This window comes from Massilia sp. Soil_C_3, from assembly GCF_057657035.1.
In genome coordinates, this window is the sequence record NZ_JBDGJG010000007.1 from 110,849 (window position 1) to 131,522 (window position 20,674).

The 20,674-nt window shown below is 64.8% G+C and carries 20 protein-coding genes; 9 read left to right on the top strand and 11 right to left on the bottom strand.

Annotated features, from left to right (window positions below):
* Nucleotides 1-19 precede the first annotated feature (19 nt).
* The 4 genes from mfd (at nt 20) to AC3A6F_RS15685 (ending at nt 6,386) form a co-directional block, all read left to right on the top strand.
* A complete protein-coding gene (gene mfd / locus AC3A6F_RS15670; protein ID WP_487682268.1) occupies nt 20-3,466 on the top strand; it encodes a transcription-repair coupling factor in 3,447 nt (1,148 codons plus the stop codon).
* Between the two features lie 14 nt (nt 3,467-3,480).
* On the top strand, nt 3,481-4,329 hold the full coding sequence (gene serB, locus AC3A6F_RS15675; protein WP_487682270.1) for a phosphoserine phosphatase SerB: 849 nt from the start codon (nt 3,481-3,483) through the stop codon (nt 4,327-4,329).
* A 184-nt stretch (nt 4,330-4,513) separates the two neighbouring features.
* Nucleotides 4,514-5,833: an SGNH/GDSL hydrolase family protein gene (locus AC3A6F_RS15680; RefSeq protein ID WP_487682272.1), complete on the top strand. Its 1,320-nt coding sequence runs from the start codon at nt 4,514-4,516 to the stop codon at nt 5,831-5,833.
* An 88-nt stretch (nt 5,834-5,921) separates the two neighbouring features.
* On the top strand, nt 5,922-6,386 hold the full coding sequence (locus AC3A6F_RS15685; protein ID WP_487682274.1) for a hypothetical protein: 465 nt from the start codon (nt 5,922-5,924) through the stop codon (nt 6,384-6,386).
* A gap of 84 nt (nt 6,387-6,470) precedes the next feature.
* Here the strand turns inward: AC3A6F_RS15685 and AC3A6F_RS15690 are convergent, their stop codons facing one another.
* Nucleotides 6,471-7,871 carry an aminotransferase-like domain-containing protein gene (locus tag AC3A6F_RS15690; protein WP_487682276.1) on the bottom strand — a complete coding sequence of 467 codons (1,401 nt, stop codon included), beginning with the start codon at nt 7,869-7,871 and terminating at the stop codon, nt 6,471-6,473.
* Nucleotides 7,872-8,005: 134 nt separating this feature from the next.
* Here AC3A6F_RS15690 and AC3A6F_RS15695 point away from each other — a divergent pair, with 134 nt between their 5' ends.
* A complete protein-coding gene (locus AC3A6F_RS15695; RefSeq protein WP_487682277.1) occupies nt 8,006-8,242 on the top strand; it encodes a hypothetical protein in 237 nt (78 codons plus the stop codon).
* Between the two features lie 62 nt (nt 8,243-8,304).
* Here AC3A6F_RS15695 and AC3A6F_RS15700 read toward each other — a convergent pair whose 3' ends face one another.
* The 3 genes from AC3A6F_RS15700 to AC3A6F_RS15710 form a co-directional block, all read right to left on the bottom strand.
* On the bottom strand, nt 8,305-8,691 hold the full coding sequence (locus AC3A6F_RS15700) for a cupin domain-containing protein (RefSeq protein WP_487682279.1): 387 nt from the start codon (nt 8,689-8,691) through the stop codon (nt 8,305-8,307).
* A 138-nt stretch (nt 8,692-8,829) separates the two neighbouring features.
* Nucleotides 8,830-9,219 (bottom strand): hypothetical protein, encoded by a 390-nt coding sequence (locus AC3A6F_RS15705; protein WP_487682281.1) that lies wholly within the window; start codon nt 9,217-9,219, stop codon nt 8,830-8,832.
* 104 nt (nt 9,220-9,323) lie between these two features.
* Nucleotides 9,324-10,061 (bottom strand): DUF72 domain-containing protein, encoded by a 738-nt coding sequence (locus tag AC3A6F_RS15710; RefSeq protein ID WP_487682283.1) that lies wholly within the window; start codon nt 10,059-10,061, stop codon nt 9,324-9,326.
* Nucleotides 10,062-10,194: 133 nt separating this feature from the next.
* Between AC3A6F_RS15710 and trxC the strand changes: the two genes are divergently transcribed.
* Together trxC and AC3A6F_RS15720 are read left to right on the top strand one after the other, a co-directional pair.
* A complete protein-coding gene (gene trxC, locus AC3A6F_RS15715; RefSeq protein WP_487682285.1) occupies nt 10,195-10,632 on the top strand; it encodes a thioredoxin TrxC in 438 nt (145 codons plus the stop codon).
* 99 nt (nt 10,633-10,731) lie between these two features.
* A complete protein-coding gene (locus AC3A6F_RS15720) occupies nt 10,732-11,094 on the top strand; it encodes a DUF4870 family protein (protein ID WP_487682287.1) in 363 nt (120 codons plus the stop codon).
* 34 nt (nt 11,095-11,128) lie between these two features.
* Here the strand turns inward: AC3A6F_RS15720 and AC3A6F_RS15725 are convergent, their stop codons facing one another.
* From AC3A6F_RS15725 to phaC, 4 genes are all read right to left on the bottom strand, one after another.
* Nucleotides 11,129-12,292, bottom strand: coding sequence for a cystathionine beta-lyase (locus AC3A6F_RS15725; protein ID WP_487682289.1), 1,164 nt, complete (start codon nt 12,290-12,292; stop codon nt 11,129-11,131).
* 32 nt (nt 12,293-12,324) lie between these two features.
* Nucleotides 12,325-13,773: a 30S ribosomal protein S12 methylthiotransferase RimO gene (gene rimO / locus AC3A6F_RS15730; RefSeq protein ID WP_487682291.1), complete on the bottom strand. Its 1,449-nt coding sequence runs from the start codon at nt 13,771-13,773 to the stop codon at nt 12,325-12,327.
* A gap of 249 nt (nt 13,774-14,022) precedes the next feature.
* On the bottom strand, nt 14,023-14,589 hold the full coding sequence (gene phaR / locus AC3A6F_RS15735; RefSeq protein WP_005670179.1) for a polyhydroxyalkanoate synthesis repressor PhaR: 567 nt from the start codon (nt 14,587-14,589) through the stop codon (nt 14,023-14,025).
* A gap of 205 nt (nt 14,590-14,794) precedes the next feature.
* Complete coding sequence (gene phaC, locus AC3A6F_RS15740; protein ID WP_487682293.1) at nt 14,795-16,537, bottom strand: class I poly(R)-hydroxyalkanoic acid synthase; 1,743 nt, start codon at nt 16,535-16,537, stop codon at nt 14,795-14,797.
* Between the two features lie 51 nt (nt 16,538-16,588).
* On the opposite strand from phaC, the gene AC3A6F_RS15745 reads away from it, so the two are divergent.
* The gene (locus AC3A6F_RS15745) at nt 16,589-16,852 is read left to right on the top strand and encodes a hypothetical protein (protein WP_487682295.1); all 264 of its coding nucleotides are present in this window, start codon (nt 16,589-16,591) and stop codon (nt 16,850-16,852) included.
* A 26-nt stretch (nt 16,853-16,878) separates the two neighbouring features.
* Here the strand turns inward: AC3A6F_RS15745 and pgeF are convergent, their stop codons facing one another.
* Together pgeF and AC3A6F_RS15755 are read right to left on the bottom strand one after the other, a co-directional pair.
* Nucleotides 16,879-17,667, bottom strand: coding sequence for a peptidoglycan editing factor PgeF (gene pgeF / locus AC3A6F_RS15750; RefSeq protein WP_487682297.1), 789 nt, complete (start codon nt 17,665-17,667; stop codon nt 16,879-16,881).
* Nucleotides 17,664-18,770 carry an RluA family pseudouridine synthase gene (locus AC3A6F_RS15755; protein ID WP_487682299.1) on the bottom strand — a complete coding sequence of 369 codons (1,107 nt, stop codon included), beginning with the start codon at nt 18,768-18,770 and terminating at the stop codon, nt 17,664-17,666. Before AC3A6F_RS15755 ends, pgeF begins: the two co-directional genes overlap by 4 nt.
* Nucleotides 18,771-18,834: 64 nt before the next feature.
* Between AC3A6F_RS15755 and AC3A6F_RS15760 the strand changes: the two genes are divergently transcribed.
* Nucleotides 18,835-19,737 carry an outer membrane protein assembly factor BamD gene (locus AC3A6F_RS15760; protein ID WP_487682300.1) on the top strand — a complete coding sequence of 301 codons (903 nt, stop codon included), beginning with the start codon at nt 18,835-18,837 and terminating at the stop codon, nt 19,735-19,737.
* Between the two features lie 160 nt (nt 19,738-19,897).
* Here AC3A6F_RS15760 and yaaA read toward each other — a convergent pair whose 3' ends face one another.
* Nucleotides 19,898-20,668 carry a peroxide stress protein YaaA gene (yaaA, locus tag AC3A6F_RS15765; protein ID WP_487682302.1) on the bottom strand — a complete coding sequence of 257 codons (771 nt, stop codon included), beginning with the start codon at nt 20,666-20,668 and terminating at the stop codon, nt 19,898-19,900.
* Nucleotides 20,669-20,674 lie beyond the last annotated feature (6 nt).

Below are 20,674 nucleotides of genomic sequence, written 5' to 3' on the forward strand. Positions count from 1 at the left end.
GAACGTAACAGCACGCTGCATGCCTTTCGATCTCAAGAAACACCTCCACAAACCAGGCCAGCGTTTCGTGCTGCCGCTGGCGCACGGCTCGTCCGATGCCTATGCGCTCGCCACCGCCGCCCTGGCCCTGAAGGCCAATGGCCAGATGCTCACCGTCGTCGTCGCCAATGCGAGCGACGGCCAGCGCCTGCTCGACGAGATTCCCTGGTTTGCGGACGGCAAGCTGTCCTGCCACCTGCTGCCTGACTGGGAAACACTGCCCTACGACGCGTTCTCGCCGCACCAGGACCTGGTGTCGGAACGCCTGGCGACCCTGCACGAGATCCGCAACGGCCAATGCGATGTGCTGGTGGTGCCGGCCACCACGGCGCTGGTGCGCCTGGCGCCGCCATCGTTCCTGGCCGCCTACACCTTCTTCTTCCGCCAGGGCGAACGCCTGGACGAAGCCAGGCTGAAGGCCCAGCTGACGCTGGCCGGCTATACGCATGTCTCGCAGGTGATGTCGCCCGGCGAGTATTCGGTGCGCGGCGGCCTGATCGACCTGTTCCCGATGGGCTCCGTGCTGCCCTACCGGCTCGACCTGTTCGGCGACGACATCGAATCGATCCGCACCTTCGACGCCGACACCCAGCGTTCGCTCTACCCGGTGAAAGAAGTGCGCCTGCTGCCGGGCCGCGAATTCCCGATGGACGACGCGGCCCGCACCGCCTTCCGCGGCCGCTGGCGCGAGCGTTTCGAGGGCGATCCCACCCGCTCGCCGATCTACCGCGACATCGGCAGCGGCATCGCCTCGGCCGGCATCGAATACTATCTGCCGCTGTTCTTCGAAGAGACGGCCAACCTGTTTGACTACCTGCCCATTGAGGCGCCGGTGGCCCTGGTGGGCGATATCGACGCCGCCATCCAGCGCTTCTGGCTCGACACCGAATCGCGCTACCGCTTCTTGAAGAGCGACCGCGAACGGCCAATCCTCGAACCGCAAGAGCTGTTCCTCGGCGCCGAGCAGTTCTTCACCTGCATCAAGCCGCACGGCCGCTGGAATATCGCGCGCGACCCGGCCGCACCAGCCTCGGAGTTGTCGGCGCCGATTCCCGACATCGCCGTCAACCGCCGGCTGGACGACCCGCTGACCAATCTGCGCGCCTACCTACAGCGCAGCGACACGCGCGTGATGATCTGCGCCGATTCGGCCGGCCGCCGCGAAACCTTGCAGCAGTACTTCGGCGAATACAGGCTCGATCTGACGCCGGTGGAGGGTTTCGAAGGCTTCCGCCAGGGCGACGCCAGACTCGCGCTGGGCGTGGCCCCGCTGCAGGCCGGCTTCGAGCTGCTCGACGCCGAATCCGGCCACCTGGTCTTCATTACCGAGACCGAGCTGTATGCGGGTTCGGGCCGCCGCGCCGGCAAGAAGAAGCAGGAAGCGACCAGCCAGGTCGAGTCGATGGTGCGCGACCTGTCGGAGCTCAAGATCGGCGATCCGGTGGTCCACATCAACCACGGCATCGGCCGCTACATGGGCCTGACTAGCATGGACCTGGGCGAAGGGGAGACCGAGTTCCTGCACCTGGAATATGCGAAAGACACCAAGCTGTATGTGCCGGTCTCGCAGCTGCACGTGATCTCGCGTTATTCCGGCACCTCGCCGGAGGACGCGCCGCTGCACTCGCTCGGCTCGGGCCAGTGGGAAAAAGCCAAGCGCAAGGCCGCCGAGCAGGTGCGCGACACCGCCGCCGAGCTGCTGAACCTGTACGCGCGGCGCGCGGCGCGCCAGGGCCACGCCTTCGAATACTCGAGCACCGACTACGAGAACTTCGCCCAGAGCTTCGGCTTCGATGAGACGCCGGACCAGGCGGAAGCCATCCACAACGTGATCAAGGACATGACCTCGGGCCGGCCGATGGACCGCCTGGTGTGCGGCGACGTCGGCTTCGGCAAGACCGAGGTCGCGCTGCGCGCCGCCTTCATCGCCGTCATGGGCGGCAAGCAGGTCGCGATCCTGGCCCCGACCACCCTGCTGGCCGAGCAGCACGCCCAGACCTTCGCCGACCGCTTCGCCGACTGGCCGGTCAAGATCGCCGAATTGTCGCGCTTTCGTACCGGCAAGGAAATCAATAATGCGATCAAGGGCATGGCCGACGGCACGCTCGACATCGTGATCGGCACCCATAAACTGCTGTCGCCGGATGTCAAGTTCACGCGCCTGGGGCTGGTGATCATCGACGAGGAACACCGCTTCGGCGTGCGCCAGAAAGAGGCTTTGAAGGCCCTGCGCGCCGAGGTCGACGTGCTCACCCTGACCGCGACTCCGATCCCGCGCACGCTGGGCATGGCGCTGGAAGGCTTGCGCGATTTTTCGATCATCGCCACCGCGCCGCAAAAGCGCCTGGCGATCAAGACGTTTGTCCGCAGCGAGGACGGCTCGATCATCCGCGAAGCGTGCCTGCGCGAGCTGAAACGCGGCGGCCAGATCTACTTCCTGCACAACGAAGTCGATACCATCGAGAACCGCCGCGCCATGCTGCAAGAACTGCTGCCCGAGGCGCGTATCGGCGTGGCCCACGGCCAGATGCACGAGCGCGACCTCGAGAAGGTCATGCGCGACTTCGTGGCCCAGCGCTTCAACATCCTGCTGTGCACGACCATCATCGAGACCGGCATCGACGTGCCGACCGCGAACACGATCATCATGCACCGCGCCGACAAGTTCGGCCTGGCCCAGCTGCACCAGTTGCGCGGCCGCGTCGGCCGTTCGCACCACCAGGCCTATGCCTACCTGATGGTGAACGACCTGTCGAACCTGACCAAGCAGTCGCAGCGCCGCCTGGACGCGATCCAGCAGATGGAAGAACTGGGCAGTGGCTTCTACTTGGCCATGCATGACCTGGAAATCCGCGGCGCCGGCGAGGTGCTGGGCGATAACCAGTCGGGCGAGATGCTCGAAATCGGCTTCCAGCTGTATTCCGACATGCTCAACGAAGCGGTGCGCGCACTCAAGGCCGGCAAGGAGCCGGACCTCGCGGCGCCGCTGTCGTCGACCACCGAGATCAATCTGCATGTGCCGGCCCTGCTGCCGGCCGACTACTGCGGCGACGTGCACGAGCGCCTGTCGATCTACAAGCGCCTGGCCAACTGCGAAAGCCAGGACCGCATCGATTCGATGCAAGAGGAGTTGATCGACCGTTTCGGCAAGATGCCGGATGCCGTAAAAGCGCTGGTGGAAACGCATCGCCTGCGCATCGCGGCCAGGAGCGTGGGCATCGTCAAGATCGACGCCCATGGCGAGGCGGCCAGCCTGCAGTTCATGGAAAAGCCGCCGATCGATCCAATCAAGATCATCACGCTGATCCAGAAGAACCGCCAGATCAAGCTGGCCGGCCAGGACAAGCTGCGCATCACAGCCAGCATGCCCGACCTGGCGGCGCGCGTGAACCAGATCAAACAGACCATCAAACAACTGCTCGCCTGACGAGAACGACATTCATGACCACGAACCTGGTGCTGCAAGGACCGCAGGCTGATCAAGCAACCCTCGAACGCCTGGCGCAGCTGGCCAAGCCGCAGCGATTGACCGCGCGCGGCGCCCGCTGCTTGCGCGCCGAAGGCGTCGACTACAGCGCCGCGCTCAAGCAGGAAATCGACGCCGCCGCCTTCGCGGCCGGCGTCGACGCCACCTTCATCGCGGCCGGCCGCACCTTGGCCGACTTCAGGCTGGTGGCGATGGACATGGATTCCACGCTGATCACCATCGAGTGCATCGACGAGATCGCGGACATGCAGGGCCTCAAGCCGCAGGTGGCCGCGATCACCGAAGCCGCAATGCGCGGCGAGCTCGATTTTTCCGAGAGCCTGATGCGGCGCGTGGCGCTGCTGGAGGGGCTGGACGCGTCCGCGCTGCAGCGTGTGTATGACGAACGCCTGCGCATCTCGATGGGCGGCGAAGCGATGCTGCAGGCGGTGCAGGCGGCCGGCCTCAAGACCCTGCTGGTGTCGGGCGGATTCACCTTCTTCACCGACCGCCTCAAGCCGCGCCTTGGCCTGGACCATACCCACGCCAACGTGCTGGAAGTCGTCGACGGCAAGCTGAGCGGCCGCGTACTGGGCGACATCGTCGACGCCGAGGAAAAGAAGCGCACCGTGCAACGTGTGTGCGCGGAACTGGGCATCGATTCATCTCAGGCCATCGTCATGGGCGACGGCGCCAACGACCTGAAAATGATGGGCATTGCCGGCCTGTCGGTCGCCTTCCGCGCCAAGCCGGTGGTGCGCGAACAGGCCAATGTCGCCCTGAATTTCTCTGGCCTGGACGGCTTGCTGACGATTCTCGCCTGAGCTTTCCGCATTGCTGTTCCTGGGCATCTGCTGATTTTTAGCTGGCAACCCTTCCCATCAGAAATCCGCACGACGCAGCGCAAACAATGTAAGCGACCGTACCCGCGTCGCATGCGCTCTGCGCTATCGTGGACTGGCGCTCGTACCGCGACCGCCAGTTCTCGACCTTTCTCAGGAGCCCGTCATGTCCCTTCCGGATTCCAGTGCCTCCGACTCGCCTGTCACTTCTTCCACGTCGCCCCTCCAGGGCGATCATGGCGTCGACCAGGGCCGACGACGCATCCTGCTCGGCGCACCGGTCCTGGCGGGCGCGCTGGCTGCACCGGCAGCCGACGCACTGGCCCAGGCGGGCCTGCCAGAGCGCTGGAGCGCGGGCTGGGGCTGCGCGCCGGCCGGCCCGCCGCCGTCCGCCTCGCTCCTGACTTTCACCAACCAGACCTTGCGCCTGATCGCGCGCACCAGCCTCGGCGGCAACCGCGTTCGCATCCGGCTGTCGAACGAGATGGGCGATACCGAGTTGCGGCTGAGCAGCGCCCATATTGGCCTGCGCGCGGGCGGCGCCGTCGTCACCGCGGGCACCAGCCGCCAGCTCACCTTCGGCGGACGCACCAATGTCACGATTCCGGCCGGTGCGCCGGTGGTGTCCGATCCCGTCTCGCTGGCGGTGGCGCCGTTCACCGACCTCGCCATCAGCCTGTATTTTTCGGGCACGGTCCAGGCGAGCACGATCCATAACGCCGCCTACCAGGCCAGCTATGCGTCGACCACGGGCGACTTCGGCGCCCAAGCCTCGCTCCCGGTCCAGCGGGCCTTCGCCTCCTGGCCCTTCCTCACCGAAGTGGACGTCGACCGCGCGGCGCCGGTGCTGGTGGCGGTGGGCGACTCCGTCACCGACGGCGTGGGCAGCACCTCCAACGGCAACCGGCGCTGGCCCGACTTCCTGGCGCGCCGCATCCAGTCCGAGCTCGGCAGCAATCGCATCGGTGTCGTCAACCGCGGCATCTCGGCCAACCGCATGCTGGCCGACACGCCGACCGCCCTGTTGGCCGGCAAGGACTTGCTGGAGCGTTTCGATCGCGACGTGCTGTCCACCGCCGGCGTCCGGGGGCTGGCGGTGCTGATCGGCATCAACGACATCGTCTACAGTCCGTCTTCGGCGCCGATCCCGGCCAACGACCTGATCGCCGGCTACCTGCAGCTGCTGACGCGCGCCCACCTGCACGGCATCCCGGTGCTCGGCGCCACCCTGCCTCCTTTCCTCGGCTTCGTCTACTACACACCGGCGCGCGAGGCGGTACGGCAGGCCGTCAATGCCTGGATGCGCAGCGCGCTGCCATTCGACCTGCTGGCCGACGTCGACCTGGCGCTGCGCGACCCGAGCACCCCGCAGCGGCTGCGCCCCGCCTTTGACAGCGGCGACCGCCTGCATCCGAACGACGCCGGTTACGAGGCGCTGGCGGCGGCAGTGCCGCTGACGGCGCTGTCCTCGCTGATGGGCGCCTGACGTCGGGGCCGGCTCGGTGTAACAGGGTGTAATTCCTTCAGCACACTGGCCCGGCAGCTCGTATGATGGCAGTGTCAGGAGGAGCGTCATGAAAAATATTGCCATCGTTCTCGGGTCGCTCGGTCTGCTGGCCGGCTGCGCCGCGCCCGGCCCGACTTATACCTACGCGCAACCATCCGACCCAAGCCAATGGCGGGTCGTGTCCGTCACACCGGTGCCGGTCGGCACTGGCGCCCAGGTCGCAGCCTCCGGCCAGGGCGGGGTCGTGACCTCGACGCCGATCGCGACTGCGGCGCCAAGTTCGGGCTGGACGACGACGTCGGTGACGCCGGTCTATCGCACCCAGCAACCAGTGGTGGTGCAGCAACAACCCGTATGGGTGCAGCAGCAGCCGGTCTACGTGCCGCAACCGGTGGTCGTCGAACAGCCGCGTTACTGGTATCCGCCGATCTCGATCGGCCTGGGCTTCGACTTCGGCCGCAGCAGCTGGCGCGGCCACCGCCATCGTGGCTGGGGTGGGAGTATCGGGACGCGCTGGCCTTACGGTTGGTAAGCAGCGAAGTAAAAAGCGAAGCCGGCCGATGCCGGCTTTGTCGTATCCTGGCTTCGCCTGATCCAGCGTCGTGTTTCAGGGCCGTCACACCACGGCGGCGCTGAACGACTCGGGCCGCCGCGCGAGCAGATGCGACAGCCGTTGCAGACCCGCCTGCAAGCGTCCACGGTCCTTGATGCTGCCCAGCGAGATACGGATGGCGTTCACTGCGTCGCTGCCGGTCGCGAATGCCTCGGCCGGCGTGACAGCGATACCCTCGCTGTCGGCCGCACGCGCAAGCTGCGATGAGTTCCAGTACGCCGGCAGCTCGAGCCACACATGCAGGCCGTCTCCTGCGCCGCCATAGCGCCCCGCCAGGATATCCCGCGCCATCCGGTGGCGCAGGCGCGCCTCCGTGCGCACGCCTTCCATCAATCCACCAGCCGAACCGTCCAGGATCCATTGGGTGGCCAGCGCGGCGCCCAAGGGAGCGACCATCAGCGCGAACGATCTCAGCGCGGCCAGGAAACGCGCGCGTTCCTGCGGGTCGCGCACGAGCACGAAGGCGACGCGCAAGCCGGGCGTCAGGCATTTCGATAGCGTCGAGATATAGACCACTTGCTCCGGGGCGAACGCGGCGATAGGTGGTGGCGGCGCATCGGCGAGAAGCCAGTAGGGATCGTCCTCGACGATGCGCACATTGCAGCGCTGCGCGATGCTGGCGAGTTCCTTGCGCCGGCTTTCCGGCATGGTGATGGCGGTCGGGTTCTGTAGCGTGGGATTGAGGTAGACCAGCGTGGGCTTGTGCCGGCGGCACGCTTTTTCGAACATCCCGGGCATCATCCCGTGCTGGTCCGCGTCGACTGCGACGATGTGCCGGCCGAATTGGGTGGCTGCCGTGCGCAAGCCCGGATACGTCATCGGCTCCGCCAGGATGACATCGCCAGGCCCGGTCAGCGCAAGAATCGACGCGGCGATCGCCGCTTGCGCCCCCGGACAAACGACCAGCTCCCCAGGATCCAGGTGCCCGAACATCGGCGCGAGCCATGTGGCGCCGGCCTTGCGGTCGGCGTCGCTCCCTCCGCCCAGGTGGTAAGTCATCAGCAATTCACTGTCCGCCCTCATCAGGACTTGAGACAAACCTTGCTTCATCATGTCGTCGAAGTCCACGCCGGCCGGCGGCGGTGGCGTGTTCATGCTCAGGTCGAGGATCGGGTTCAGTTCGACTTTCGGCGCCGCGACGTAGGTGCCCCGGGCGCCGCGGCCCTCAAGCAGGTTGCGGCGCCTGGCTTCATCGTAGGCGCGCGTGATCGTCGTCAGGTCGACGTCCAGCTGCGCCGCGAGCTGGCGCTGCGGCGGTAGCCGGTCGCCGGGCTTGAGCGATCCGTCCACCAGCGCCGCCTGCAAGGCATCGGCAATCTGCAAGAACCGGGGGCCGCCGTGCACGGCCAGGCGCGGCAACCAGATTGGCAGACGGTCATCTTGTATGGCTTTCAACTGGGACATTTTGTCTCGATGTATGGAGATTGCTTTCAAGTAGTATGCCTCAACGCGTCGGCACCTACGCCATACATCTACAACGACCCGAGGTAGCGTTCCTCGAGATAGTCTCAAGTCATAGCCGGGAAATACGCAAAATCATGGAATGGATCCCTATCGTCTTCGTCATATTCAAGGCACTCGTGCTTGGCACGGGCATGTTCTACGCCATCAAGTGGCATTACGACCAGGGAAAGAAAGGGAAGATCGAGGAAAGGCGCGCAGTGCTGCGCGCGGCCGGCAAGGTGGCCGCCATCTTCGTGCTGGCGCTGCTGGCCTTGGGCCTGCTCACCTACGTCATTGTGACGAGGCTCAGTCTGGACCTGGGATTGACATGACAACGCCGGCGAGTGCCGGGAGCGACGCACTGCCGTCCCGGTCGATCGCCGTACGCTGAAGATCAGTGGCCGTGCTGGCGCTCGTATTCGTCCGCTTCGGCCTTGGTGGCGTGGATGATGCCGTCCGGATGCTCCGGCGGGGTGTACAGGGTGTACAGGCGCATCGGCTCGGTCTTCGAGGTATTGATGACGTTGTGCTCGGTGCCGGCCGGGATCACCACGGCGACGCCGTCTTCCAGCTTGTGTTCTTCGCCGTCCAGCAGCGCCACGCCCTCGCCCGCTTCGACGCGGATGAACTGGTCGTGGCCATCATGGTGCTCGAGGCCGATCTCTTCGCCCGCTTGCAGCGTCATGATGACCAGCTGGCTGCGCTTGGTGGTGTACAGCACTTCACGGAAGTTGTTTCCTGCAAGCGTTTTTTCTTCGATATTGATGCTATAGCCCGACATGGGATTCTCCAGGATGCTGCGCGCAGGAACTAAGCCGCGCGCGGTGGTTCACGGGCGGCCAATGCCGCTCTGTCATCGATTGTATAAGAGCCGGACGATTCATGTGCAGGGAGCCCCCCGCAGCGCAGCAATTGTGCGTCAGCCCGCGCCAAACAGGTCGTGCGCATCGAGGATCGCCCAAGCGATCTCGGGCCGCTCGGCCAGGCGGCGCCGCACCGCGGCCGGCACCGACTGGCGCAGCTTCTTGCAGAGGCCCGGACGCTCCTCGAGCATGATCACGATGCCGCGCACGGTGCGCACCTCGTTGGGGCCGGGCGCGATGCGCAGCTCGCTGCCGACGTTCTTGCGGATCAAACTCTGCACGTGCTGCAGGTCGGCATAGCTGTCGACACGCCCAATGCGCTCGATCAGCTTCTGTTCGTGCTGGCGCGTGATCAGGAGCGGCCGCTGGTCTGCCGCCGGATCGGCCAGCACCTGTTCGCGCGCGCACACGCAGGCGCCCGGCGGGCACTCGACCCGCAGGGGCATGCCGGCAAGCGCCGCCGGAGAATGGGATGATGCTGCGGCAGTGGTCGTCACATCAGGGAAGATAATCGGGGGGGGACGGCTGATTCTACACCGGCACGCGCCACTTACCCGCGCATCAGCTCCAACGCGTTCGGCACCGAGGCGCCCTCCGCCGTATTGTCGAAGACGCACCAGACCTTGCGTTTCTGCGCCACCAGCGCATCGAACCCGGCGCGCCAGCGTGCGATCTCTTCTTGCGGATAACGCGAGTAATAGATGCGCGGCGTACCATGCAGGCGCACGTAGACCTCGCTGTCGCTGGTGGGCTCGTGCGGCCCTGGCTGGCCGGCGGCCGGATCGGCGATCACGCGGATCACGCCGCATTCACGCAGCAAGGCGGTGGCGGGCTCGGAAAACCAGCTGGCGTGGCGCGCCTCGAAGGCGATGCTGCAGCCGAAGCGGGCACGCAGGCCGGCGAAGAAGGCGTGCGCCGGCGCGTCGGTGAAGCCGAAGCGCGGCGGCAACTGCACCAGCAAGCAGCCCAGCTTGTGGCCAAGCATGCCGGCCTCAGCCTGGAAGCGGTCGAGCTGCTCGTCGACCTCCAGCAGGCGCGCTTCGTGCGTCATGGCGCGCGGCACCTTGACGGCGAAGCGAAAATCGTCCGGGACGCTCGCGGCCCAGCGGGCGTAGGTTTCCGGCTTGTGCGGCTTGTAGAACGAGGAATTGATTTCCACCGTGGGAAAGACGGCGGCATAGCGTTCCAGGTGGCTGCCTTCCGCAGGAAATGCGTCAGCGCAGGCTTTGGGCAGGCTCCAGCCGGCGCAGCCGACGAGCAGGCTCCCGGTCGATTCGGATTGGGGCATCGGACTATCGTGGTCGTGTCGTTTCCATCATTCTATGCACGTCGGGCCGGACGCGGCGCATGGCTGGGCCGGCGACGCCGATTGCACGGCGCCGCTTACAATACCGTCATCGTTTTAGCTGAAGGAGAACACCATGAGCGACCCGCTCCACGTCGTCTGTCCGCATTGCGATGCGGTCAACCGCATGCCGCAGGCACGCCTGCAGGACGCCCCTACTTGCGGCAAATGCTCGCAAGCCATCTTCACCGGCCGCCCGCTGGACGTCGACAGCGCCCGCTTCGAGCGTCACGTGGGCCGCAACGATATCCCGGTGCTGGTCGACTTCTGGGCCGAATGGTGCGGCCCGTGCAAGATGATGGCGCCGGCGTATGCCCAGGCCGCCCAGCGCCTGGAGCCCAAGGTGCGCCTGCTGAAGGTCGATACCGAGCGTTCGCAGGATTTGTCCGGACGCTTCGCGATCCGCAGCATCCCGACGCTCGCGCTGTTCAAGGGCGGACGCGAGATCGCGCGCCAGGCGGGCGCCATGGATGCAGGGCGGCTGATGGCGTGGGTCCAGCAACATGTAGGTTGAATCCTTCGACCTTCCGGCCGGCATAATCCGGTTCTTTGCGGCCGACGCTGCTACAATGACAACAAACGGGGGCTATCCCGTCCTTCATGAGGAGCCACTATGTCGCAAGAACTGGTTTTGGAACGCGGTGTCGAGGACAACAAGCACTGGGCGCGCATCCTGTACGTCATCCACGCGCTGACCTTCTTCTTTTCGCTCGGGATGCTGTCGATCATTCCGGTGATCGTCAACTACATCAAGCGCCCTGAAACCGTGGGCACGATGGTTCACAGCCATCACACCTGGATGATCCGTTCATTCTGGTGGTATGTGGCCTGGATGGCCGTCGGCGGCGTGCTGTTCATCACCGTGATCGGCATTCCGGTTGCCTACCTGCTGTGGTTCGTGGTCTGGGTCTGGAAAGCCTATCGCCTGGTGCGCGGTTTCCTCGACCTGAACAATAACCGGGCGATGCCGGTATAAAAAAGAATGGGGCCGATCAGGCCCCATTTTTCCTTTACAGCTGGCCGAAGGCCCGCTCCAGATCGGCAATCAGGTCGTTTGGCTCTTCGAGGCCGACATTGAAGCGCACCAGCACGCCGGGATCGGCCCACTTGTCGCGCAGGCTCTTGATCCGATACGGCATCACCAGGCTATTCGGTCCGCCCCAGCTGTAACCGATGCCGAACAGGGTCAAGGCATCGACCATGCGGTCGACCTGGGCCTCGTCAAAACGTGGATCGAACACCACCGAGAACAGGCCGCCGGCGCCCGTGAAATCGCGTTTCCAGAACGCGTGGCCGGGACAATCCTCGAACGCCGGATGCAGCACCTTGCTGACTTCGGGCCGCGCCTTGAACCAGGCGGCCAGCGTCCGCGCGCTCGCATCGTGGCGCTCGAAGCGCAGCTTCATCGTCGGCAGGCCGCGCTGCACCAGGTAGGCGTCGTCCGGGCTCACGCCCATGCCGAGCCGCATATGCGCTTGCGCGATGCGATCGTTCAGTCCACGATCGCGGGTGATCACGGCGCCCATCAACAGGTCTGCCCCACCTGACTGGTACTTGGTCAGCGCATGCATGACGATGTCGACGCCGTGGTCGAAGCCGCGCAGCGCCAGCCCGGCGGCCCAGGTGTTATCCAGCGCGACGATCACGCCGCGCGCATGGGCCGCCTGGCACAGGGCCGGCAGGTCCGGCACTTCCATCGACACCGATCCCGGCGCCTCAGTCCACAGCAGCTTTGTGTTCGGCTGGATCAGCTCCGCGATGCCGGCGCCGATCATCGGGTCGTAGTAGCGCGCCGACACGCCGAAGTCCTGGGTCAGCCAGCGGCCCAGTTCGCGGTTCGGGTTGTAGACGTTATCCGGCAGCAGGACGTCGTCGCCGCTCTTGAGCAAGGCGAAATCGACCATCGCGATCGCCGCCAGGCCGGAAGGCGTCAGCAGGCAATGCTTGCCGCCTTCGATCTCGGCCAGCTTGCCTTCGAGGGTGAACGTGGTCGGCGTGCCGTGCAGGCCATAGGTATAGGCCTGTTTGTCGCGCCACTCGGTAGAGCGCATCGCGGCGGTGTTCGGAAACAGCACCGTCGATGCGCGGTGGATGCCGGGCGGGAAGGCATCGAAACCGCTCGGCGCGACGTAGTCGCTATGGATCAGTGTGGTCTGGATCGACTTCTCGTTCATGGGACTCGCGCGCCGGGCTAGGTGTCAGTGCTTCAGATCGGGTTGGCCCACAGGTCGTGGGCGTCGGCGCGGGTTACGACCACGTCGGCGAACTGGCCGACCGCCAGCTTCTGCTTGCCCGGCACCAGCGGACGCTTGATGTGGACCACGCCGTCGATTTCCGGCGCATCGGCAGCCGAGCGGCCAATGGCTTCGCGCGGACCGACTTCGTCGATCAGCACGCGCACGGTCTTGCCGACCTTGGCCTGCAGGCGCTTGGCCGAGATTTCCTCTTGCAGCAGCATCACGCGCGCGCGGCGTTCTTCGCGCACTTGTTCCGGCACCGGATTGGCCAGCTCGTTGGCGGTCGCGCCCTCGACCGGCGAATAGGCGAAGCAGCCCAGGCGGTCGATCTGCGCTTCCTTCAGGAAGTCGAGCAGGTATTCGAATTCGGCCTCGGTCTCGCCCGGGAAGCCGGCAATGAAAGTCGAGCGGATCGTCAGGTCCGGGTTCATCTTGCGCCAGTTGAGGATGCGCTCGAGGTTCTTCTCGCCGCTGGCCGGGCGTTTCATGCGCTTCAAGACATCCGGGTGCGCATGCTGCATCGGGATGTCGAGGTAAGGCAGCACATGGCCGTCGCCCATGAACGGGATCGCGTGGTCGACGTGCGGGTAAGGATAGACGTAGTGCAGGCGCACCCAGGCATCGTACTGGCGCGCCAGCTGGCCCAGGGCCTCGACCAGCTGCGTCATGTGGGTCTTGATCGGACGGCCGTTCCAGAAGCCGGTGCGGAACTTGACGTCGACGCCGTAGGCGGACGTGTCCTGCGAAATCACCAGCAGTTCCTTGACGCCGGCCTTGAACAGGTTCTCGGCCTCGATCAGCACTTCGTCGATGCGGCGCGACACCAGGTCGCCGCGCATCGATGGGATGATGCAGAAGCTGCAGCGGTGGTTGCAGCCTTCGGAAATTTTCAGGTAGGCGTAGTGCTTCGGCGTGAGCTTGACGCCGTGGTCCGGAACCAGGTCGATGAACGGGTCGTGCGGTTTCGGCAGGTGCAGGTGCACCGATTCCATCACCTCGGTCACGGCGTGCGGGCCGGTCACGGCCAGCACCTTCGGGTGCACCTTGGTGATGATGTCGTCGCCCGCGGCATCCTTCTTGGCGCCCAGGCAGCCGGTGACGATCACCTTGCCGTTCTCGGCCAGCGCCTCGCCGATCGCGTCGAGCGACTCCTGCACCGCGGCGTCGATGAAGCCGCAGGTGTTGACGATCACCAGGTCGGCGCCATCATAGGACGAGGCGGTCTGGTAGCCTTCGGCGCGCAGCTGGGTCAGGATCTGCTCCGAATCGACCAGCGCCTTCGGGCAGCCGAGCGAGACGAAGCCGACCTTTGGCGCGGTCAGGCCCGCGGCCGGCGTCGGAATGACGATGGCTGGGGCCTTGGCGGCGGCGGCGATGCTGCCGGAGTTGGCGGAAGGATTACGACGGAGTTCAGGCATGGGCGGACGACAAATGATTTGGGCAATCCGCGATTGTACCTGAACCGGGTGTGGGAGTGGGACCCGAGGCCCTTGCACGTCGTTCCTGCCACTGGCAGCAACGACTTCCCGCGGAGGCGGGAACCCAAGTCTGTTGCGTAGTGGCTTCGTCGAGCGTAGTCACTGTGCCAAGAAACTTAGGTTCCCGCCTGCGCGGCAACGACGTGCTGAGGCTGGTGACGGTGGTCGCGCAGGCGTTGCGCGACGCGCTTATTTCTTGTCGGTCGGATTGGTCGGCATTCCCGGGAACGGGAAAGCGCCGAACATCGCCTTGCTCTGGTTCTGCATCTGCTCTTGCATCTGCAGGAACAGGTTCTTGCTCTGGTCGATGTAGTTGTTCATCATGCCCTGCATCATCGGGCCCTGGACGTTCATGAACTGGGTCCACATCTCGGGGCTGAAAGGCTTGCCTTCGAGGGCCCCGGCTGCGTTGCTGGTGAACTTGTTCTGGATGTCGGTGAAGGCTTGCACGTTCTTTTCGAGGTAAGAACCCATCATGCCCTGCATCGCGTGACCGTAGTAGCGGATGATCTGGGCCAGGACCGAGCTCGAGAACATCGGGACGCCGTTGGCTTCTTCTTCCAGGATGATCTGCAGCAGGATGCTGCGGGTCAGGTCTTCATTGCTCTTGGCGTCGACCACGGTGAATTCATCGGCGTCGAGCACGAGCTGTTTGACGTCGGACAGCGTAATGTATGAACTGGTCTGCGTGTCGTACAGGCGACGGTTCGGGTATTTCTTGATCAGGCGTTCCGTACTTTTCTTCACACTGCTCATCTCTCGTTCCATAGGTTGCGCCGCGGCTTCGTGAGCCTCGTACTTAGAATTGTGTGCGCCGGCATGGCCGGTTCGTCTCCTGCCCATCCGCCACCAGGTCGGCAGTAGACGGACAGCAGACACCATACCATGCAATTGACGCAGGTGCAGCAATTACCAGTTTAATCACTATCTTAGCTTTTCTGTCAACTTATCCGCCTCACACTCAATCGGCACGCGCCTTGACGTAACGTCCCGGCGCCGGTTCCAGCGCCGCATATTGCGCATTACCAGGCGTCTCGGGCGCCGGCACGTCGGCGCCGCCGTGTTGCGCCAGGAATTTTGCCCATTCCGGCCACCAGCTTCCCTTGTGCTCGACCGCGCCGTCGAACCAGGCGCCGTCGTCCTTCGGGCGCGACTTGCCGCCCTTGTCATTGACCCAATAGCTGCGCTTGTTCTTCGCGGCCGGATTGATGACGCCGGCGATGTGCCCCGAAGCGCCCAGCACGAACCGGTTCGCCTTCGCATTCCTGGGGTTGAGCAGCCCCATCGAGGCATAGGCCGCCTGCCATGGCACGATATGGTCTTCCTTCGAACCGTACATGAATACCGGCGCATCGATCTTGCCCAGGTCGACCGGCACGCCGCACACCGTCAGCGCGCCCGGGTTCTTCAGCTTGTTCTCGAGGTAGGTATTGCGCAGATACCAGCAGAACATCGGTCCCGGCAAGTTGGTGCTGTCGGCATTCCAGTACAACAAGTCGAAGGCAGGCGGTTCCTTGCCCTTCAAATAGTTTTGTTGGACATAGTTCCATACCAGGTCGTTTGGACGCAGCGCCGAAAAGGTCGTCGCCAGGTCGCGCCCCGCCATCAGTCCGCCGCCGCCCAGGGTCTGCTCGCGCAGCGCCACCTGGGCATCGTCGACGAACACTTCGAGCACACCGGTGTCGGAAAAGTCGAGCAAGGTGGTCAGCAGCGTCAGGCTGGCCGCCGGCTGGCGGCCGCGTGCGGCCAGCACCGCCAACGCGGTGGCGGCGATCGTGCCGCCGACGCAGAAGCCGAACACATGGGCCTTCTCTTGCCCGGTGATCTCGCCCACCACCTCCAGCGCGCGGATCGCGCCCGTCTCGACGTAATCGTCCCAGCGCAGGTTGGCCTGGCTGCGGTCAGGGTTACGCCAGGACACCATGAACACCGTATTGCCCTGCTCCACCGCGTAGCGGACCAGTGAGTTCTCGGGCTGCAGGTCGAGGATGTAGAACTTGTTGATGCAGGGCGGGATCATTAGCAGCGGCACGCTGTGCACGGTCGGCGTAGTCGGCGTGTACTGGATCAGCTGGAACAGCTCGTTCTCGAACACCACCTGGCCTGGCGTGTTGCCGACGTTGCGGCCGACCTCGAAGGCCGATTCGTCCGATTGCGAGATGCGGCCCTTTTGCAGGTCTGCCAGCATATTCGCCATGCCTTTGGTCAGGCTCTCGCCCTTGGTGTCGATCATTTTCTTCTGCGCTTCCGGATTCGTCGCGAAGAAATTGGCGGGCGACATGGCGTCGACCATTTGCTGCACTGCGAAGCGGATCTTCTGGCGCTCGCGCGGACCGGCCTCGACCGCATCGGCCATGGCCAGCAGGAATTCGGAATTCAACAGGTAGGAGGCGGCAGAGAAGGCCGACAGCGGGTGCGCCATCCATTCCGAGGCCGAGAAGCGCCTGTCATGCAGCACGGGCGTCTTGCCCGATACAAAATCTTGCCAGAGCTGTGCGCCCTTCTTGAGGTAGTCGTCGCGGATCGACTCCAGCTTGACCGGGTCGATGCCGGCGCCAATATCTTTCAGATAGCCGGCCAGCGGGTTGGCGGATGCGGGCGGCGGGGTCATTGGCGCCATCTTCATCCAGCCGTCCCAGGCCTTGGGATCGGTAAACTGGGACAACCAGGTTGCGGCAAAAGCTTGCGGGTCAGGCATGTTCATGTAGGCATCCGTTGTTAGAATCTCGTCTCTTCAACCAGGAAACAAAACATCATGTGGATCGTCGCCATTGCTTGGATTTACGTTGTCGTGCTCATGGCGGCGACCGAACCGACCGTGGTCGGCGGGATCATGACCTTCGTTTTTTATTGCGCAGTCCCATTATCCATTCTTTTCTATCTCACCGGCGCAAAGCGGCGTCGGCAACGTCGCCGGATGGCAATGGGTGGGCAAAACCAGGGCGGGGACAAACCCGCAAACAAGGATGCGCCTGGGGACGCCACCGAAGCGTCCCATGGGGACGGCGACGGCGACTGAGCAGCATCAGCGAGGATGCCGATCGCTCACTTGATCCAGATCAAGCTGGCCTGACGGCCGGTGACGCCATCGCGGCGGTAGGAATAGAAGCGCTCGGGTGCGCTGGCGGTGCACAGGCCGCCGCCATGGACGCGTTCGACACCATCGCGCGCCAGCATCAGGTGCGCCAGGGTGAACATATCGGCCAGGAATTTGCCCGGACGGCCGGGATAGTCGCGGAAGCAGGCCCGTGCGGCCACTCCCGGGATGGCGGCCACGAAGGCATCCACCACGTCCTGCCCCACCTCGAAGGCATCGGGACCGATGGCCGGCCCCATCCAGGCGGTGATCTCGCCGGCGCCGGCCGCGCGCATGGCGCTCACGGTCGCCCCGAGCACCCCGCCCGCCAGGCCGCGCCAGCCCGCGTGGGCCGCCCCCACCACCTTGCCATCGAGGTCGGCGAACAGCACCGGCAGGCAATCGGCGGTGAGAATCGCGCACACGAGGCCTGGCGCCGTCGCCATGCTGGCGTCGCCGGTACACGCCGGACGATCGGGCCCCACGTTCGCGGCGTCGACCACGTCGGCGCCATGCACCTGGGCGATCCAGGCCGGACGGCCCGGCAGCCAGACTTGCAGGCGCTCGCGGTTGGCGCGCACCGCATCGGGGTCGTCGTTGACGTGCAAGCCCAGGTTCAGGCCGCCGCCACCCTTGCCGTCGTCATAGGGCGCGGCGCTGACGCCGCCATCGCGGCTGGTGGCCAGCGCGCCGATCGAGGCCGGCAGGTCGGGCCAGTCCGGCCAGACCAGGCCGGCGGCGGTCAGGCCTTGCGTCATACGCGGTAGGTGACGACGCCTTCGTCGTCATCCTCGTCATCGAATTTGCCAGCAGAATCGCTACCGAATCCGTCATCCTGCGGCTCCTCGATGCCCGCCTGGGCAATCAGCGCGGCGAAATCGTCGGCCAGCGGCACCGTCCATTCGCACTGCTCGCCCGATCCCGGATGCACCAGGCCGAGGCGGCGCGCCTGCAGCGCCTGGCGGTGGAAGACCGGCGTCAGGTGGCGCTTGCCATAGACGGCGTCGCCCACCAGGGCGAAGCCCAGCGACTGCATGTGGACGCGGATCTGGTGGGTACGGCCCGTTTCCAGGCGGCAGCGCACCAGCGACACCGGACGACGATCGAGCTCGCCGGTGACGACGCGCTCGTAATGGGTGATCGCCGGCTTGGCGAACGGGCTGTTCGAAACCGCCATCTTGACGCGGTCCTTGGCATCGCGGCCCATCGGGCTGTCGATGGTGCCCGAAGCGCGCGGCGTGCCCCACACCAGCGCGAAGTATTCGCGCTTGACGGTGCGCGCCTGCAGCTGGCGCACCAAATCGGTCTGGGCGGCCAGGGTCTTGCCGACCACCATCAGACCGCTGGTGTCCTTGTCCAGGCGGTGCACGATGCCGGCGCGCGGCACACCGACCAGTTGCGGGCAGTGGTGCAGCAGGCCGTTGAGCAGGGTGCCGCTCCAGTTGCCCGAGCCGGGATGCACGACCAGGCCTGCCGGCTTGTTGATGACGATGATGTCGTCGTCCTCGTGGACGATGTTCAGGTCCATCGGCTCCGGCGTGAACGCCGTGTCTTCAGGCGCGGCCTGCGGTTCGACGACGATCGTCTCGTCGCCATAGGCCGTGTCCTTGCCGCGCGCCGGTTTGCCGTCAACCGTGATGTGGCCGCTTTCGAACCATTGCTGCAGGCGGCTGCGCGAGAACTGGGGCACGAGGCCGGCCACCACCTTGTCGAGCCGCTGGCCGCAGTGTTCCTCTTGCAGCGCGAGCGTCATCGGCGACAGGTCGATGCCGGGCACGGGGGCGAACCCGGCCTCCAGTTCATCGTCAAAGTCAGGGTCAATAGGTAAATCCGCCGAATCCGGCGCAGGAGTTAATATCACGTCAGTCCCATCGGCTATAATCAGCCGTTCGTTGAATCTAGGTAAAACTTCTCTGCAAAAAGCTATGCAAAAAAAATTGTCTGTGTTGGTCGCAACTTGCGCCCTCGTCGGCCTCTCGGCATGCAGTGTTCTGCCGAAGCCTACCGACGAATCCAAAAACTGGTCGGCGGAGAAATTATACGCTGAGGCGCGCGAGGAGATGGCCGGCGGGCACTACGAAGCCGCAATTCCCTTGTTCCAGCGGCTCGAAACCAACTTCCCGTTTGGCGTCTATGCAACGCAGGCGCAGATGGAGATCGCCTACGCCCACTACAAGGCGCAGGATCAGGCCGAGGCCCTGGCCGCCGTCGAGCGCTTCATCAAGCTGCACCCGAACCACGCCCAGGTCGACTATATGTATTACCTGCGCGGCCTGATCAACTTCAATGACCAGCTGGGCTTCTTCAGCTTCGTCTATGAACAAGACCCGACCGAGCGCGATCCGCGCGCGACGCGCGAAGCGTTCGCCGCCTTCAAGGCCCTGGTCGACAAGTTCCCGAACAGCAAATATGCGCAAGACTCGATCGAGCGCATGAGCTATCTGATCAACGCGATGGCGCAGTACGAAGTGCACGTAGCCAATTACTACTATCGCCGCGGCGCCTATCTGGCGGCGCTCAATCGCGCCCAGGATGCGGTCGCCAACTACAGCGACGCACCAGCGCGCGAGGAAGCGCTATTCATCATGATGCGCAGCTACGACAAGCTCGGCATGCCGCTGCTGCGCGACGATACCCAGCGCGTGTTCCTGCTCAACTATCCGGACAGCTACTTCCTCAACCCGAATGCGCGCGTGAATGCTGCCTGGTGGAAGTTCTGGGCCAAGAAGGACGTGCGTCCGAGCCCGAACCTGAGCGCCGATGCGCCGTGGTGGAAATTCTGGGCCAAGAGCGGCCCACGTCCTTCGCCGAAGGATGCGGTGGAATAAGGGAGCGGGCTGTTCTTGTTGACTTGGGTTCCCGCCTGCGCGGGAACGACGTTCAACGGTCGCATGATAAAAGCCGCGATGGCTGAACCAGCACATTGAACGTATCAGCACGTCGTTCCCGCGAAGGCGGGAACCCAAGCTCACATGAGCAGCCCGAAGCTCACACCTCCACCCGCCTCCTGAACACCCAAGCGCGTTCGCTGGAAGCACCCGGTTCGTAGGCATACCCGTCGACATCGAACTCCTTGAGCTGTTCAGGGTCGGCAATGCCCTTGTCGGTCGCATAGCGCGCCATCATGCCGCGGGCGCGCTTGGCGAAGAACGAGATGATCTTGTACTGGCCGTTCTTCCAGTCCTGAAACACCGGCTCGATCACCGGCGCATCCAGCAACTTCGGCTTGACCGACCTGAAGTACTCGGTCGAGGCCAGGTTGACCAGTGCCGAGGCCTTGGTCTCGGCCAGCTGGCGGTTCAGCGCCTGCGTGATGGTCTCGCCCCAGAACGCATATAAATCCTTGCCGCGTGCGTTCGCCAGTTTGGTGCCCATTTCGAGGCGGTAGGGATGCATCCGGTCCAGCGGACGCAGCAGGCCATACAAGCCCGACAGGATCCGTACGTGGCGCTGTGCGTATTTGAGCCCTTGCGCATCCAGGCTCGGGGCATCGAAGGCGGTATACACGTCGCCGTTGAAGGACATGATGGCCGGACGCGCCTCGGCGTGATCCGGCTGCCAGTGAGCGTAGCGGCCGACGTTCAACCTTGATAACGCATCCGACAGATCCATTAGCTCGCTGATCCGCGCCGGCGAATAATCGCGCAGCACCTCGATCAGCTCCGCGGCCTGCGGGATGAAGTCGGGCGTAGTATGTTGCTTGGTGGTCAGGGGCGATTCGAGATCGAGCGACTTGGCGGGGGACAGGACAATCAGCATGAACGA

Excerpts from the sequence above, each read along its gene's own strand:
- mfd (WP_487682268.1), top strand. The coding sequence starts at position 20 with ATGCCTTTCGATCTCAAGAAACACCTCCACAAACCAGGCCAGCGTTTC.
- serB (WP_487682270.1), top strand. The coding sequence starts at position 3,481 with ATGACCACGAACCTGGTGCTGCAAGGACCGCAGGCTGATCAAGCAACC.
- AC3A6F_RS15680 (WP_487682272.1), top strand. The coding sequence starts at position 4,514 with ATGTCCCTTCCGGATTCCAGTGCCTCCGACTCGCCTGTCACTTCTTCC.
- AC3A6F_RS15685 (WP_487682274.1), top strand. The coding sequence starts at position 5,922 with ATGAAAAATATTGCCATCGTTCTCGGGTCGCTCGGTCTGCTGGCCGGC.
- AC3A6F_RS15690 (WP_487682276.1), bottom strand. The coding sequence starts at position 7,871 with ATGTCCCAGTTGAAAGCCATACAAGATGACCGTCTGCCAATCTGGTTG.
- AC3A6F_RS15695 (WP_487682277.1), top strand. The coding sequence starts at position 8,006 with ATGGAATGGATCCCTATCGTCTTCGTCATATTCAAGGCACTCGTGCTT.
- AC3A6F_RS15700 (WP_487682279.1), bottom strand. The coding sequence starts at position 8,691 with ATGTCGGGCTATAGCATCAATATCGAAGAAAAAACGCTTGCAGGAAAC.
- AC3A6F_RS15705 (WP_487682281.1), bottom strand. The coding sequence starts at position 9,219 with ATGCCCCTGCGGGTCGAGTGCCCGCCGGGCGCCTGCGTGTGCGCGCGC.
- AC3A6F_RS15710 (WP_487682283.1), bottom strand. The coding sequence starts at position 10,061 with ATGCCCCAATCCGAATCGACCGGGAGCCTGCTCGTCGGCTGCGCCGGC.
- trxC (WP_487682285.1), top strand. The coding sequence starts at position 10,195 with ATGAGCGACCCGCTCCACGTCGTCTGTCCGCATTGCGATGCGGTCAAC.
- AC3A6F_RS15720 (WP_487682287.1), top strand. The coding sequence starts at position 10,732 with ATGTCGCAAGAACTGGTTTTGGAACGCGGTGTCGAGGACAACAAGCAC.
- AC3A6F_RS15725 (WP_487682289.1), bottom strand. The coding sequence starts at position 12,292 with ATGAACGAGAAGTCGATCCAGACCACACTGATCCATAGCGACTACGTC.
- rimO (WP_487682291.1), bottom strand. The coding sequence starts at position 13,773 with ATGCCTGAACTCCGTCGTAATCCTTCCGCCAACTCCGGCAGCATCGCC.
- phaR (WP_005670179.1), bottom strand. The coding sequence starts at position 14,589 with ATGAGCAGTGTGAAGAAAAGTACGGAACGCCTGATCAAGAAATACCCG.
- phaC (WP_487682293.1), bottom strand. The coding sequence starts at position 16,537 with ATGAACATGCCTGACCCGCAAGCTTTTGCCGCAACCTGGTTGTCCCAG.
- AC3A6F_RS15745 (WP_487682295.1), top strand. The coding sequence starts at position 16,589 with ATGTGGATCGTCGCCATTGCTTGGATTTACGTTGTCGTGCTCATGGCG.
- pgeF (WP_487682297.1), bottom strand. The coding sequence starts at position 17,667 with ATGACGCAAGGCCTGACCGCCGCCGGCCTGGTCTGGCCGGACTGGCCC.
- AC3A6F_RS15760 (WP_487682300.1), top strand. The coding sequence starts at position 18,835 with ATGCAAAAAAAATTGTCTGTGTTGGTCGCAACTTGCGCCCTCGTCGGC.
- yaaA (WP_487682302.1), bottom strand. The coding sequence starts at position 20,668 with ATGCTGATTGTCCTGTCCCCCGCCAAGTCGCTCGATCTCGAATCGCCC.